This is a genomic window from Litorimonas haliclonae (assembly GCF_965138505.1).
Lineage (GTDB): Bacteria > Pseudomonadota > Alphaproteobacteria > Caulobacterales > Maricaulaceae > Litorimonas > Litorimonas haliclonae.
Genome location: NZ_CBCSCO010000008.1, coordinates 43,342 through 59,118, shown reverse-complemented (window position 1 = coordinate 59,118; position 15,777 = coordinate 43,342). Strand labels below are relative to the sequence as shown.

Genomic DNA, 15,777 nt, shown 5'->3' with positions numbered 1-15,777 from the left:
GAGGGACGAAAAATATAGCCCTAAGCCGCACTCTCAATATGACAGTTATATTACTTTAGACCTAGGCGGCTTTGGCGTCCTGACTCTCGGCCAAGATAGTATATAGCGCTTCTGCGTTCGGAGCTGACCGAAGCCGTTGGCGCATTTCTTGGCGGCGCAGGAGACGGGATACCTTTGCCAACGCCCGCAAATGAGATCCGCCAGCATTTTCTGGCGCTAAAAGGAACGCGACGAGATCCACATCCCGATCATCCACAGCGTCAAAATCCAGCGGCGTGGCGAGTTTCACAAAAACAGCCGTAACATGGTCGATTCCGTCCAGCCGAGCGTGTGGGAGGGCAACACCATTGCCAACTCCGGTTGAGCCGAGACGCTCCCTCTCAACGGCAGCGGCCACTATATCGCGGCACGCAATGCCTTTCGCATCAAGCTTTTGAGTCTTGATAAGAAGGGCAGATATTTCCTGAAAAAGCTGTTTCTGGCTTCCAGCGTTCAAATCAAACAGAACGCCTTCCGCACTAAAGAGCGGCGGGGTGGGCATGATTATACTCATATTGATTCACCGGAAAAAATCAAGTCGGTGAGAGTTATGCGCGGTCTCGCGCTCAGTTGCGCGCTCCCTTAGAGGAGCGGCGCCCGAAGGTCAATCAAGGGCTTCAGCCCCTTATTACAAACTACGCTCCTGCGCCGTCCGGATCGACCCAACCAATATTTCCGTCCTGGCGTTTGAAAACTACATTCAAACCTCCGTGCCGCGCGTTATGAAACACGACAACGCCGCTATCGGCCAATCCAAGCTCTAACGCCGCCATAGACGGCGTGAGCGTACGAATTTTACCTTGTTTCTCGGCAATCACCATAGGCTCGTCTTGCTCGGGGTATTCCGTTTCATCATCATCCTCATCATCTTGTCCTCCGGTCGGGTCCTGCAAGATGAAGAGGTTCATATTCTTAGCGGCTTTTTGCGCTTGGGAGTGATCTTTCAAGCGGCGTTTGTAACGGCGCAGGCGTTTTTCAATATGTGTAAGAGCTTCGTCTGTTGCGCCGTAGGCGTCTTGCGCGGCGCCTTGCCCCTCAAGTGATGCGCCGCTTGGTAAATGAACGGAGCAGACCGTCTTGAATCCGGTGCCTTCGCGGCTGACAGACACATGGGCCTCACCTTCGCGGTGAATATACTTATCCATCATTTCGTCTAATCGGCCTGATATGCGCTCTCGAAGCGCGGGGGAAACATCTATGCCTTTGGAAACGATCTGGATCTGCATAATTTACCTCTCTTAGTTATTATGTAGATATACGGGTTAGCATAAAAAAGGTGCCATGACTGCCCCTAACTTTTTTTTACGCTTAAATTTTGTAAAGGCAATTTGAGACTTATTTGGACTTTTGTGCGTATAAGCGGTATGACTAGTTATTCTTCGGCGCCCAATTCAACTGCAAACCCTGCGCAAGATAAAGCCAGTGCCTCTGACTACGCTCGACAAATATTCGTTCTGATAACTGCGCCGTTGATGTGGGTTTTATCAAGTCTCTCTTTCTTCGACTCAAATGCGAGGAGCCCGGAAGGGCTTTCCGATATTAATCAAAGCTTATTGGTGCCACTCGGGTTTGCCTTTTCAATTTGGTTTCCGATTTTCGTTGGCTGTATTTCTTATGGCGTTTTGCAAGCCTTGGGCACAAATCGGACGCGGGCCATTTTTCGAACGTCAGGGTGGTGGGCAGGATCTGGGTTCACTCTGATTTGCGTTTGGTCTCTTATTTCCGCTTATGCTCCTAAATCCTGGGCGCAACTTGGCACTGCAATCGTTTTCATACCGGCAATGATTTGCCTGGTGAAAGCTATGTTGATTCTTACGCGGGGTCGTCAGGATTTGGACAAGACTGAGATGGTCTGTATCTGGCTGCCTATTAGTCTAATTGCAGGATGGACATCTCTGGCCGTGTTTTTGAATTGGACCCCAATTGCGATTGAACTCTCAGGAAATCAGATTCCTATACTGGTCCCGAATGCCGTTATGCTGATTGCGGCTCTTATTTGGGCGGGTTTTGTTGTTCGCAAAAGCGGCGCGAACAGAGCCTATGCATTTCCGATAATTTGGGGATTGAGCTTTCTGTTTATTAAACAGGTTTTCGTCACCCAAAACTCGATATTCATTGGCGGCTTGGCTTTGGCCGGCGCGCTCTTGATTATTGGGCTAGCAGCCTTTAAACCGGAAAGTGACGCGTTGGATTACAAAGCTTAGTCAAACACCGAAACGTTGCCTTCATCCTTAGGGTTGGGACCGTATTTATTCGGGCCAAAATGACTGTCTTGGCAGAAAAAGACTATCAACAGTATCCAGTAAGCTAGCCCCATCAGAACCAATAAAGCAGCGACAAGTCCAAGCCCAATCCCAATGTTTTCTAATTCACTTGTAAGGCCTAGGCTTACAAACATAACGCCAACCACGAAGCTCACCGCAATAGCGGTTAAATAGGCTCCGCCAATCCACCAGCCGGAACGGCCTGTGTCATGTAATCTTCGCCAAGAAACTGCGAGACCCGGAAACAATGTGGCAAGACTGAACAAAATACCGAGAGGTTCAACATCTGAACTTTCCCATCCGAAGAACAAAGAATCCAAAATGCCGAAGACTATGCCCGCAATTATTGTAAATAAAACCCAATACCAAAACTCGGATCGACGGGCGCGGCCGCTAAATTTAAAATATTTCCGAAAACATGACCCGACGGCCTCTAACATATTCATTTAGGAATCGCCCCCGCCAAAGCGCTCGGTCCAGTTCGCTACGCTATCATCTTCAATTTTTGAAAATAAGAGCTCAGGCGCGGCCACAGTGTGGCCAACAGGCAAGGCGTCGAGGAGATCTTTCACCTTACCAAAATTCCAGCTGCGCCGATCTTCCGGCACGCCAATTGCGTCAAGAATTTTAGCCGCTGCCTCTGGAATCACGGGCTGGGCGATAATTCCGAACAGGGCCACAAGATTAAGTCCGCGGCGCACGCCAATGGCCGCTTGTTCCACATCCGTTTTGTAATGCGTCCACGGGGCGGCCTGAGTCAGATATTCATTCCCCGCCGCCCAAATGGCGCGGGTCTCGGCCATCGCTTTACGGAAGTCTCGGGCCTCATAAAATTTTATCAGTTTTGGCAATCGGTCAGTGAGTTCATTTTCCAGCCAAGCTTCCGCCTCGCCCGCCTCTCCGCCGCTCGGCACAACGCCGTCAAATTTACCGACGCAATATTTTGTAATTCGATTGACGAAATTCCCCAATACATTGGCCAAATCGGAATTAACCGAAGATTGGAAATCTTCCCATGTAAAAGCGGCGTCAGAGCCTTCCGGCGCATTCGCCATGAGGTACCAACGCCAATAATCTGACGGCGCAATTTCTATGGCCTGATCCATAAAGACGCCTCGGCCCTGAGAGGTCGAAAACTTCCCGCCATACCAAGTGACCCAGTTAAAGGCTTTCAGTTGATCTACGAGCTTCCATGGCTCGTCGCTGCCCATAATGGTCGTAGGGAAGGAGAGCGTATGGAAAGCGACATTGTCCTTGCCCATGAACTGGACATATTGCACGTCATCCGCGCCCTTATCCGTGCGCCACCAGCTCTCCCAATCGCCGTCATTTTCTGTCGCCCAGTCTTGTGTCGCACCGATATAAGCAATGGGGGCATCAAACCAGACATAAAAAACTTTACCGTCAAACCCATCCCGCACATTGCCGGCCGCGTCGGTTACGGGAATGCCCCAGTCGAGATCGCGTGTAATCGAGCGGTCTCGCAGGCCTTCATCTAGCCATTTCAGCGCGATGGAGCTCGCCAAGGGCGGCCAACCCGTGGAGTCGTTCACCCATTCCCGCAAACGGTCGCTCATTTTCGACTGTAAAAGATAGAGGTGGTTGGTGTCTCGCACTTCTACGTCGTGACTTCCTGAAACCGCCGAATAGGGATCAATCAAATCGACCGGGTCGAGAAGCTTGCCGCAACTATCGCATTGATCGCCCCGGGCTTTCTCGAATCCGCAATTTGGACAGGTTCCCTCGACATAACGATCCGGCAAATATCGACCGTCTGCGTTGGAATAGACCTGCTTTGAGACGCGTTCTTCTATAAGGCCGTTTTTCTCCAACACTTGCGCAAAATGCTGGGTCAGTCTGGCGGTAGACGGAGCCGAAGAACGCCCGAAATAATCATAAGACAGTCCAAACTGTGCGCCGGCCTGCTTTTGCGCCTCGTGCATTTTATCGCAATATTCTGCGACGCCCATCTCTGCGGCTTGAGCGGCCAACTCCGCTGGCGTGCCGTGTTCATCGGTGGCGCAAATATAAAGGACCTCGTGTCCCATCAGGCGCATGGCCCGGGCATAGATGTCAGCGGGCAACATGGACCCGGCCAGATTGCCGAGATGTTTGACGCCGTTTATATAGGGCAGAGCGGAGGTAATGAGTATACGAGCCATAATCTGGGCCTTCTAGCGCGGCACCCAATTCGCGCAAGCCCAAATCCTTTACGGCACATGTCAAATATATCTTAGACGTCGTTAGTGTGAAATCTTCCACGTCAAAAAGAGAACTGAGATTTTTTAGCCAAGAGCCAATATTCGACTTGCAAGACCGGCAGGACAAAGCTATTAGCCGCGCGCATCTTCCAGTGCCCCTATAGCTCAGCTGGTAGAGCACCTGATTTGTAATCAGGGGGTCCGCGGTTCGAGTCCGTGTGGGGGCACCATTTTTTCAAAGTCGAAACCTCGTAAGTCATTGATTAGGCTTATATTTTCCTGAGAAAACCTGCAATCTCCTCAAAGATACTGTCATTTTGGGCCACACAATGGGACACAAAATGGGCTACATTATGAGCGAGATGAGACACCTCGACCAATATCTAAAACAGCGCAAAGGCCGCTGGTATTACGTGCGCCGCGTGCCGCTGCGCTATGCCGAAGTGGATAAACGGCGGCTAATCAAGAGCGCACTTAAAACTTCGTCGCGAGAAGTCGCCAGAGCGAGGCGTGATGCGCTGGCGGAAGCCGATGATCTTTACTGGTCATCACTTGCTTCTTCACAGGCCAGAGCATCGACCTCATCCGCTGTCGCAAGATACCGCGTGGCGAAGGCAAGAGCATTCGCACGGGGTTACATCTATACCCCTGTGGAAGAGCTTTCCGCGCAAAACGATATGTCGGAAGTCATTGACCGCTTACGTGCCTTGGAAAGTAGTCTGGGGACACGACAAGCTGTGCCTGAAACGGACGCTCTGCTTGGCACGGCTCCAAAAGCCTCCACCCCCATCAGTGAAGCCTTCGAGCTTTATTGCAACAAGATCAGCATTGCAGACCAAAAAGGCAAATCACCTGACCAGAGACGAAACTGGCGCAAGGTCAAAGCCCGCGCCGTGAAAAACTTCATCCGCCTACGCGGAGATAAACCCATGGCCGAGATTGATCGCATTGATGGGCAAGCCTTCTTCGAATGGTGGGGCGCGAAAGTTGATCCGAAAGACGGCTCTCGGCCAAGAAGTGGCAATAGCGTCAATAAAGACCTGACGAACCTGCGTATCCTGTTTCGATCCTACTGGTCCTATGAAGGCGAACCCAAACGCGACAACCCCTTTGATGATTTGCGATTCAAGAATGTGGTCTATAAGGACATCCCGCCATTCTCGGTGAATTGGTTGCAAAATAGGATATTGGCGAAGGGAGCGCTCGACTCTCTGAATGAAGATGCTCGGTTCATAATTTACGCCATGATAGAAACGGGTTGCCGCCCGAGTGAAATCGCGAACTTACGCAAAGAACACATCATTCTCGACCATGACGTGCCGCATTTGAAAATCAGGCCTACAGCCAACCGTAAGCTCAAATCCAAATCAGCGCGCCGTGACATCCCTCCGCTCGGCGTATCACTGGAAGCCATGACGAAAAGACCAAATGGGTTCCCACGCTATCGGGACAAAGGCTCAATTCTATCCCAAACGCTCATGAATCGATTTAAAGCACAAGGCCTGTTCGAAACACTGGATCACCGCATCTACTCCTTTCGCCATGCTTTTGAAAAACGGATTCTCGAAGCGGATATAGACTACGGGCTACGCTGTATTCTCATGGGGCATCATAACACGCGGCCAAGTTATGGCGATGGAGGGTCTTTAGAATATAGGCGAGATCAGATGTCTAAATTCACACTAAGCAAAGCCATTTTCTGAAAGGGTATATTATCCCCATTGCAGACCTTAGACCACTGATTTTTCATCGCTGCATTATACTATGTGACGGCAGACTTAAGATGGGCACTGGGGAGGCGTCAAACTAACATTTTTATACGATCAAAACAGTAGCCTGCAGGTCAAAACAAGATTAGTTTTTACACACTATGTTACATAATTCCAATGAAGCTATTTCACCTAAAATGCCATTGAATAGTGAACTACCCTAAGACTAATAATGCTGAACGGCAATGAACGTTACCTCCCTAGGTTTAGAATAGAGAATGCCCTGTCAATAAACGCATTTCAGATATGACTTGGGATTGTTAGATTATGGCTATATCCGAAAAATTAGAGAACGAACTAAAAAGATAGGTAGGGTTGAAGGTAGGCTAAATATGACGATCGACATCGTATCTACCAGCCAACCCTCCTCATTCTAAAACCCAAGAAAGTCAGTTTTGCGTCAACGTCACTTCAGTCGTTTCAGCAGGTCTTATGGAAAAGACTTGCGATGCCTGCCCGTCTACACGTAGATCATAGGAGCCCGCCGCAAGCTTAATTTTTTCATCTCCGCTAACCCCGCTCGCCACTAGCCTGTCGCCCTGAAAAACACTATAACGGATTTGGGTTGAGCGCCTTAAAGCTTTCACAAGGTCTTCGCCCGTTTTTGCGTCGACAAACACACCTCCGCCTGCTTTTGCCCAAGCCTTAAATGATCGTCGATCAACTTCCGGATCAAGCGCAAAACTGACAACATCGATCCGCGAATCGATACCTTTCTCCTGCAATGCGCGAATGGCCTCCATTGGATTACCACCGCAGGTCTCTTCACCATCCGTTATCAGTAGAATGGAAGACGGTTGCTTGATGTCCTCCAAGTCTTTACCCGCTGCACTAAGGGCTGCACCTATAGCCGTTTTGGCATTATTCTGAGGCCGAACATTCTCTATAGCTGATTTAAGTGTTTCAAAATTAAAACTTGAAACCGGCTCAATCAAATCCGTCTCACAGGATTGCGGTTCTCCCCCAAAGATACGCAAACCCAGATATATATTTGCGCCTTTATCGGACCGTGCCTTCTGATCTGCAAGAAATGTATTAAGGGCCGTTTTGGCAATATGGATTCGACGTCCCTCATCCAACCGTTTCAGCATACTGCCCGAGGCATCAAGAATAATAAGCTGACGCAAAGCCCGAGCGAAATTGGCCTCATCCTCAGAATTTTCGTCGGAGTGCCTCACGGTCAAAAAGCCGGGTTTTAGGACCCGAGTATCTGTTTCCGCTTGGATGGCATAGGGCTTGGGCCCCAACAATCTCGCGGCCGCGCGTGCATAGGCCACCGAAATATCCTCGCTTTGTAAAACATAAGCGAGCTCGCCGCCCGTTTGTCCGGCCCAGAGCGCTGTCACAGGCTGGGAATAGGCCGGGTTTGAAAACCCGTCAATCGAGGAAGGTATTTTCACGACAAAAACTCTGGCGCGCGATTGATGTAAAGTCATCATCAGGTCTTCTGCTGTACCGACATCGCCATCCGTAATGATGACAATAGCGCGAGACCCTTCACGTTCCATCAGAAGTTTTGCCGCATCGACAAGCGCCCCTTCCCCGTCACTCCTGTCAGAGCCGACATAGTTGGCCAGGGCGGACCTCAGAACTTCGGTATCCGTAAACCAGTCTTCATCAGCCCAGTCACCGCCGAATGCCTTGAACTGTATGGCGTCACGTCCCGAGACAATACTATCGGCGAAATCAACAATAGCCCGTCTGATTTTCGGGATAAAGCCAATCACGGACGGACTCTGATCAAACAGAAAGACAGTTGACCTCTGTGACTCGGAAATTTCAAAATCCAGGAACTCTCCAGGATCTACCGGGAAAGTATATTTTTCGACTTCAGAGTAATCTGAGGAAGTTTTTTCAATCGGTTCCACAATTTTTCTGTCAGGGTCACGCGCTATAACTGCAGGGTCAAATCCTTCACTGCCGCGCGTCTTAATAATAATCGTATTGGTGTCTCCTTTGGCTTCAACGCGCCAGGTTTCTGTTCGGGTATTAAACTCAACTAAACCTTCCTGAAAGTTCTGATCCGGCAATAACAGCTTGGGTACAGCACCACTCTGCTCGGTGCCGATCACTGCCAAGATGTTGAAGATATCCTTCGATAGATTTCGTAAGAATGTCTGGCCTCCATCTTCTAGAAAGCTCAATAAGGAAGATTTATTTTCGGCAGGTTGTAGTGCTTGATAGTTTCCGGGCAAAGCTCTTGTCGTCGCTCGCTCACCCCATGTTCCCAAGACGGATTTGTAAGAATCGCTTTCCGGCCTTTCCATGATCCGTACCCCTTGAGGCGGATAAAAATAATAGTCTTCGTCGTGTTCATATTCGACCTTTACCGCCTTGGCAGGCGTCCATTCCGGTAGGTCAAACCGTACAACTTGACCCGGCTGAGGGGTTTTTGGCAGATCTATTCGACCGATTTCGCGAAACGGACCGGCGGATCCTTTGGGCGAAGCGAACAAGATAGCGGTTTTCGCCCATTCATAATCCAGACCGCCCTCGGAAATATCTGATGGATAGGTCAATTCTATGGCTTCGATCTCGGCTTCGAGCTGATTGCGAAATGTAATGGCGTTATTGAACTCGCTCGGATTACCTTCCCGTCCGGACAATTTGATCAGGTCTTTTTTGGTTTCATCAATCTGTAAGTATCGCCTCGGCTGCATTCGTTTCTGCCCCGTGACCAGAGCCCCGAGTTTAACGGTGGCCACATTGAGGTTCTGCAATCCCGAGTGACCAGGCTCTGCAATTACTTCAAGCCCGTTAAGCGCAATGGGCGCGGTGTTTTCCACCCCGTTTACAATAGCACGGAGACGCACAAATTTCGCCTCAACAGGCCTCTTCGGAAATACATAATAGGCCGTCTTTCCCCAGATATGATGTGTCGTGTTCAAAACTTCCTGCCAACTATTCCCATTCGCCGACACATCTATGGCGAAGCGACTCAAGCCCCAAGGTTCAACCAGGCGCGTATTGATTCCGACCCCGGCAATCGGGATGGGAGCTTCGCCCGGTAAGTCGAGAACCGGAGGTAAAGGCTTGTTTCCGTTTCTTGATAGAAACCCTTTATCGCCCTGACTAATATATCCATCAATCAATGCTGGGAGATTATCCGCACCGGCCGGATTGCCGCGCGTGTAATCTCCGTCTTCATCAATCGAGATGCCCTCTGTCGCAACCCACTTTGCCCCCAATCCGGCATGCGCCACATTGATGCCGCCCAAAAGTTTTGTCGGCACGGGAATGGCCGGTAGGCGATCTAATGGCTGTGCGTCTGACGTAGCGGCCACAGCACCTTTTACAGAACCGAGAATATTTTCTTGAGGAGATACAAGAGCCGTAAAAAATGGTAGCTCCCCATCGTAAACATCGTCCGGGAGAATGAGGTTCACGGCGACTGCCGTAGTTTCTCCAGACTTTACAGAAACACGAGACGGTGAAACCTCTACGCCGTCTCGCGCGAACCAGCTCTCTATTGTGCCCGATATATCAGAGTTGGAGGTATTAGTTATATCCAAAACAACGTTAAGCCGCTGTCGGAACTGGGAATATGCCCGAATATGCGGGACATCACGCACGCGCATATCGATTTTACCCGGATCCTTGATTTTAAACGGATTTGCATAATCTACGGACACCGAATACTCAGCCGGGCTGGCAGCCTGCGGCCAAAGTTCCAGCATATGCTCCCCTGCCGGGACGCGAATGGATCTTTTCCAGCCGCCCGGTTCTACCGTTGTGCGTTCCAAACCTTTTGAAGACTGTTTAGAGGCCGCCCACAGGCCCATATTATATCTTGAGCCTGCCGGCGCATCGACCGAAATCTCGAGCTCTGCCTCTTTCGGTAGAAAAAGTGAAAATTTGTCCTTCTCTCCCTCAGACAAAACTCCTGTGACGGGTTTCCCAAAAATAACACGTCGCGGCAGATCATCATTGGGCTCCCGTTCCGAATCCTGGCGAGGTTGACCGAGCGGTTTGGCTATAACCTTATATTCCCCTGCAACACCTGAAAGCCGGATATAGGCAGGGCCGGGCTCAAGGTAAAAGTCGGGAGTCGTTAGGCTCCGGCCTTTATGCTGCCGTCTCACTTCGGCAATGTTTCCGCGCGCGTTTCTCACATAGAGGCTGTTCACCGATTCCCCCAAAACCCGAATCCGCCAGAGCTGGGACTCGTTACCAGTATCAAAACCAATAGTATCGACATCATCATCGGCATTGAGTTGGCCGATTTTGCGAAAAGCCCCGTCTATCAAAGGCTGGTAATCCACATCCCGGTTGGGTTCGAACACAGCCTCGGACGGGTTTGCGTCAACCGACTCGAGTGTAAGTTCATATGCAGCGCTCCTGTCGAATTTATTCTCTACAGATATGTGTGTCTCTTGGGTGATGGAAAAAGGCGAGAGTTGTAACCTCTGACCTTCTAGACATTCATTTACTCCTTCCCCTTGTCGCAAACACATTTTGACCGGCACCGCACTTCTAACCTTAAGGCTAACCGGCGTTTTCTCGGCAAGATGCGCTAAATTAAACGTATCAATATCAGGAGAATCCAGCGGCATGACAAAAGGCTCTCCAAGGGAAAGCCTGGGGCCACTGGTAACGTCATTCAGGTCGCGGTTAGGTTCCCACGGAACCTCCGAATATTCGCTGGTTTTGGTCAAAAGGCGCCACCCAATCGGTTTCTCAGATTTCGGGGTGACGACGCAGACCGCCCCGCCAGGCAATCTAAGACCGCTCGTCAGATGCGCGACATTATAGGCGATAGACCTGCCTTCATTATCATAGACATAAAGTTTTGTCTTGGATTTAGGCGCTGTGAGGAGGTTCAAATCGACGATGTCGCCCTCAATCAGTCTTGCCGGTTTCAAACAAGACGTTGTTTCGCCGGAGGAAATTGCAGCAACGTCGTTTCTGGTGCGGGTGGCCTTTTCTTTACTGTTGCCAAGATTATCGAGGGTTGCAATGGGAGGTATGCGTTCAACACGCAATGTAACTTTGACCGGGTCTATAGATGCAAGCCCCAGAAAAATCCGGCCCGGCGTAAATAGTGTGTCAGGTAACACAGCGGTTCTATCGCCCAGACCTTGGGAATGATCATACGTAAGCCGCGTGCGACTTGTGGCCTGGTTCTTCTCATTCAGCTCAATATGATTGGCGTTTAAAAAAATGCTAACGGGCTCATGCGCCGTTGCAGATATTCGATATATATCTATCGGGTTTTCGACATCAAAACTATAGACAGTGCTGTTGCTGGACAGTTCAAAAGTTACCTCCGCGACATTGTCCTGGAATTGAAGTCGGGTAAATTCGACAGGGGCGACGTCAGACGTACTGGTCAACTCGGAGGCGTCCGGAGTTTGTGCCCTCGCGGATACGAAAACTATTTCTGCGATTAACGCGAAAAGACAGATATAAAAGATGTGTTTGAGATAAACGATAATAATAGTCTCTTATGCAAAATCACGAGTAGAAAACGGCTTTTCCATACGGGCTTATTCCACTATGGCTGTACAGATCGGATCGGTACCGAAGTTAGACGCCACTTGAGTAATAGTTGTCGTCTGCGCCTCCCAAATAGTCATGAGAGTCAGATATCCCAATGCAGCCTGATACGCGTCATCGACCAGAGCAGCCGCTTGAGAAGATACGGCTCTTCCTGCGCCTGCTGTCGCAGCCGTCATCATGACGTTTCCGATACGGCAGCAGTTCTGCATTGCAATGTTGCGGGGATAGGTATCTATACAATCCATGTCCCCTTTTTTCAGCATGACCAAAGTATATACGCCAAGAGCGAAATCTATCTTCGAATATTCAGTGAGTTCTACACCACCCTCAAGTCCCATCCCCAAAACCTGACCAGTTTGCATGTTAACACGCCACCACCGCGAATCAGTCGTGTTTTTGACCTGAACGAGGGCGTTACCCATTTCCAAATCCGCCAGCATTCTGTCGCTCAGCCAGTCTGATGCGCCGATGTCGTCAACCCACTTCAATACTGTTTCGGGATCGGTAAGAACCTTCTGTATCGGCATATCCGTCCAGGCCAAGGACTTTGTACCGGGCGCTAGAGCCTGTTCTGCCAGAGTGAAACGCAAACCCTGCTCCAGATTTGCTCTTGTGTCATATAAGACCTGATCGCCGTCCCGGCGCAGAGCAAGGGTTTCATCTCGCAAAATATCAACAACCTGAACAAAGAGGCCGTTTTCATGGGTCTGTCTCTTGATCCGCGTCATGGAGACCATCGGTGCCGTGCGGACGACCCTCTCATTATCCTGAACATCGCCGTTAAAAGCCTCTCCCATGAGCAGCATCTCAGTCCAGATTTTGGGCAAGTTCTCGGATGAAAAAGCCGGATGAGAAACTGCTTCTTCCGCCGTCATTCTGCCGTTCAAATACGCCCCGATATAGGGCAACGATTTCGCCCGTATCGCCTCGGACGCAAACAGCGTTTCAAGCGCGCGGGCAATATTTTCCGGACCAACATTCGTATCCAGAACTCCCATGAAGGTAATTTGGGCTGCTGGATTTTCAGGAACGCTTTCGCGAAAATCAACAAGGCGGCGCGATTCTTTGGTCTCGGTTCCCCCCGGCGAAATGTGGATTATCTCCAAAATGACTCCGGTGAGGCGTGGAGTGCTGTCTTCATCACCCGTAGCGCTATTTAAGGCCCCCAGACCTTTTGCAGCTTTTTCACCGAGGAGTCTGAAAATATCAGGCCCCGCCGCCGCGTCATCGGCGGAGGCCGTCAATCCGAGCATGGAAAACACCTTCGCTCCCGGAGCCTTGGCGTTATTCAGAATCGGCGTGAAATAACCGACATCCCCTTCGCTTGTGACATCTGAACTCGGCGCTATAGCAAGATTGATTTGCGTTGCTGCCAAATTGGCCGCAGGACGTCGATAGGGCGTCATGACATCTATGCGCTCGAAACGCCCATTGGCTTTACGTTCAATACTCAAGCGAATTTCAATTTCATGCAACCGGTCTTTCGGAACGGTATCCGCTATAAATTTTTCAGGCTCTATCTCAGGTGGGATCGCTGATCCGAAAGCGGGATGAATATCTGTCCACGGATCATTCGGTGTATCTCGATATCGCACCCAGACGTATTCTTCGCTAAGATTTTCGCGTAATTTATCCAGGCGTTCGGAAGGATCGCCTTCGAGGGTCACACCAGCGTCATTCAGGGCTTTTTCTAAACGGTCTGCCAGAGATTTGATTTCCGTACTGGAATTATATTCATCACTATTGATTTCCAGCGCCTCCGCCTTCAGAGCTTCCATTCGGGAGGCTGGCAAAAATGGACCCAAGGTCTCTGATACTGTGTTAATTGATAAAGGGTCTTCGGGAGTGGCTCGCTGTCCGAAACTTCCTAGCAATAATCGGTCAACATCTTCCGGCCCCAGAGTTCCCTTAACGATCAGTGCCTCCCCCACCATCGAATTGATCAAAGCGGCTAGTAAAACAGCTTGATCCCAACTTGATCCTGCCCTGGCGGAAATCGTGCCTTGCGGTCCGCGCATCACACCCAGATAAGGGTCATACTGTATGTCATCTCGGACAAAATCCGCTGCAGCCTTCACCTCATAATCAAGCCTCTCGGCGAGCGCATCCACATCATAAAAATGTTTTGGAACTTGCGCCTCAAGCGCTTCATAAGACTGCGTCAGTTGTTGCGCTTTTTGCCGTTCTGCTGCCGGAGCAATATAGGTTTTGTTCGCCGCCAATAAGGTTACCGGATGGAGAAGAACGAAGACTAGAGCAATGAGAAACAATCCTGTACGCGTATGTATTCTTACCATTCACTGCCCCCTGATCTCTAAAAATTAAATAGAGAAATTTCCTGTCGAAGGTTTATGAGCCTATGACTAGGTCAACCAATCTGTGATCTCCCTCATCGGTCACCGTTACATCGGTTCGGGCACCATCATCACGACGGGCATTGAAGAAGGGATCTTCATCCGCCGTCCTGTCGAGGGTAATACTGAATCCCTGCGCCAGAGCCTGGTCCCGATAAAACTCTATCAGTGTGTCTGCACTTTCCTTCGACTTGAACAGAGCCATGGTCTGACCTGCCACTGTCATATGTGACTGTACTTCTGCGCCGGGATACAAAGTAAAGTCATAGACAAAATCATACTTGTCTTTACCTGAAACAACTTCAGCCCCTGTCACATTTGTCTGCTGAAGAATACCTTCATCTCCCCCGCAGGAGGCCAGAATGAAACAACCGAACAAAGCCAGATATTTATGTTTCATTCTTTTACTCCTGAAGGTTCGACCGCGCCCACGTTGAAGCTATCTGCCTTAAGACAAACCATTTAATTCACTTATGGATGGTTACCACAGTCAAATAACGCCTGAAATAGGGCAAACGGCCTATCCCCTTGGTTCCACAGGTTCAATGAATGACAATTGAGGCCCGATGCATCAAAGCCGGAAGCACCGCTGCGCGCGATGTAACCCCCAAACAATCCATGACTTTCTCAACATGGCTTCGAACCGTGTGAATGCTTATGTCAAACCGTTCCGCGATTTCGCCATTCATTGCCCCCTGCGCCAATAGACGCGCAATCTCGACCTGACGCGGACTCAGGCCCGCTTGCTTTGCCGTCGCGGATAAATCAAATGCCTGACGGGATTGAGATAGAATAAGTACAAGTTCACTGGGTCGACAGTCATCAAGAACAGGCCCCGCAACTTTATGGATGTGGCTCGAAGAGGGAACGTCTTCGGACCTCTCTCGGTAATCCTCATTGGCGAAGATGACTTGGCCTGCTTCATCCACGAGTGCTGCCGGGCAAGGAAGACTGTCAATTTTTTCAGCCATATCCCCCACGCTCGGACTATCGACATCCAAAAGATTGAATGTGTGTTCAAAAACCGGAAGGATAAGCTCAAGAAGATTCTCCGTTTGCGAATTTTTGAAACCCGGCGCATTTGAGCCTGAAAAGCCGAATGCGAACACTGCCTCGCCGATCGGCAAACGGGCGCTCATCCCGATAACATGGTGCATACCGGCCGGTTTGAAGGCTTTATTAAAATAATCTGTTTGCTGAATAACGTCGCGCGACCCTATTTTCCGTTCATGATGCACGCCGGATCCTAAACTACGACGCATTCGGTTAATGGTTTCAAGTTCCTTATCCGCAAATAGAAAATTACCGTCACGGTCAAATCCTGTCCATTGGGCGAAGATATAGTCGGAAACCTGTTCCCCGATATTATCGCTGATGATGACCGGGGACCCTCTATGAAAATAAAAAGCGAACGACCCTTCAGCCCTGATTAGCTTGCGTATATTGACAAGACAGTCGCGCACGCCACCTTGGGTCGGCGAATTCGCCAAGTCAAAAAACTTACGTTGGATCGTTGCAATCTCAGATATGTTTATCTCATCGGGCAACGTCATACACCAAGCTCCTTTCTGATATATTTCAGCGTTGAAAATTTTGCCCAATTTTAGGGTATCAATGGCTTGAGACGGGTGCAAGCTTGAGATGGTTAAAG

General features: G+C 49.9%; 10 protein-coding genes and 1 tRNA gene. 3 read left to right on the top strand and 8 right to left on the bottom strand.

The genetic code is table 11. The features are described 5' to 3' along the window. Positions 1-61 precede the first annotated feature (61 nt). The gene (locus ACNA05_RS13730) at positions 62-541 is read right to left on the bottom strand and encodes a PTS sugar transporter subunit IIA (protein WP_415812090.1); all 480 of its coding nucleotides are present in this window, start codon (positions 539-541) and stop codon (positions 62-64) included. A 133-nt stretch (positions 542-674) separates the two neighbouring features. Next, a complete protein-coding gene (gene hpf, locus ACNA05_RS13725) occupies positions 675-1,265 on the bottom strand; it encodes a ribosome hibernation-promoting factor, HPF/YfiA family (RefSeq protein WP_415812089.1) in 591 nt (196 codons plus the stop codon). Between the two features lie 138 nt (positions 1,266-1,403). Between hpf and ACNA05_RS13720 the strand changes: the two genes are divergently transcribed. After that, positions 1,404-2,243 (top strand): hypothetical protein, encoded by an 840-nt coding sequence (locus ACNA05_RS13720; RefSeq protein ID WP_415812088.1) that lies wholly within the window; start codon positions 1,404-1,406, stop codon positions 2,241-2,243. Here ACNA05_RS13720 and ACNA05_RS13715 read toward each other — a convergent pair. Both ACNA05_RS13715 and metG read right to left on the bottom strand, forming a co-directional pair. Next, positions 2,240-2,749 carry a DUF805 domain-containing protein gene (locus ACNA05_RS13715; RefSeq protein ID WP_415812087.1) on the bottom strand — a complete coding sequence of 170 codons (510 nt, stop codon included), beginning with the start codon at positions 2,747-2,749 and terminating at the stop codon, positions 2,240-2,242. The genes ACNA05_RS13720 and ACNA05_RS13715 overlap by 4 nt on opposite strands. Further along, positions 2,750-4,465 (bottom strand): methionine--tRNA ligase, encoded by a 1,716-nt coding sequence (gene metG, locus ACNA05_RS13710; RefSeq protein ID WP_415812086.1) that lies wholly within the window; start codon positions 4,463-4,465, stop codon positions 2,750-2,752. A 193-nt stretch (positions 4,466-4,658) separates the two neighbouring features. On the opposite strand from metG, the gene ACNA05_RS13705 reads away from it, so the two are divergent. Beyond that, positions 4,659-4,734 (top strand) — tRNA-Thr (locus ACNA05_RS13705). A gap of 123 nt (positions 4,735-4,857) precedes the next feature. Then, a complete protein-coding gene (locus ACNA05_RS13700; protein WP_415812085.1) occupies positions 4,858-6,207 on the top strand; it encodes a DUF6538 domain-containing protein in 1,350 nt (449 codons plus the stop codon). Positions 6,208-6,662: 455 nt separating this feature from the next. Here the strand turns inward: ACNA05_RS13700 and ACNA05_RS13695 are convergent, their stop codons facing one another. From ACNA05_RS13695 to ACNA05_RS13680, 4 genes are all read right to left on the bottom strand, one after another. Further along, a complete protein-coding gene (locus ACNA05_RS13695; RefSeq protein ID WP_415812084.1) occupies positions 6,663-11,606 on the bottom strand; it encodes a VWA domain-containing protein in 4,944 nt (1,647 codons plus the stop codon). A gap of 153 nt (positions 11,607-11,759) precedes the next feature. After that, entirely contained in the window at positions 11,760-14,069 is a 2,310-nt protein-coding gene (locus tag ACNA05_RS13690; RefSeq protein WP_415812083.1) for a hypothetical protein, read from the bottom strand. A 52-nt stretch (positions 14,070-14,121) separates the two neighbouring features. Continuing rightward, complete coding sequence (locus ACNA05_RS13685; RefSeq protein ID WP_415812082.1) at positions 14,122-14,526, bottom strand: hypothetical protein; 405 nt, start codon at positions 14,524-14,526, stop codon at positions 14,122-14,124. 142 nt (positions 14,527-14,668) lie between these two features. Next, a complete protein-coding gene (locus ACNA05_RS13680; protein WP_415812081.1) occupies positions 14,669-15,679 on the bottom strand; it encodes a helix-turn-helix domain-containing protein in 1,011 nt (336 codons plus the stop codon). Positions 15,680-15,777 lie beyond the last annotated feature (98 nt).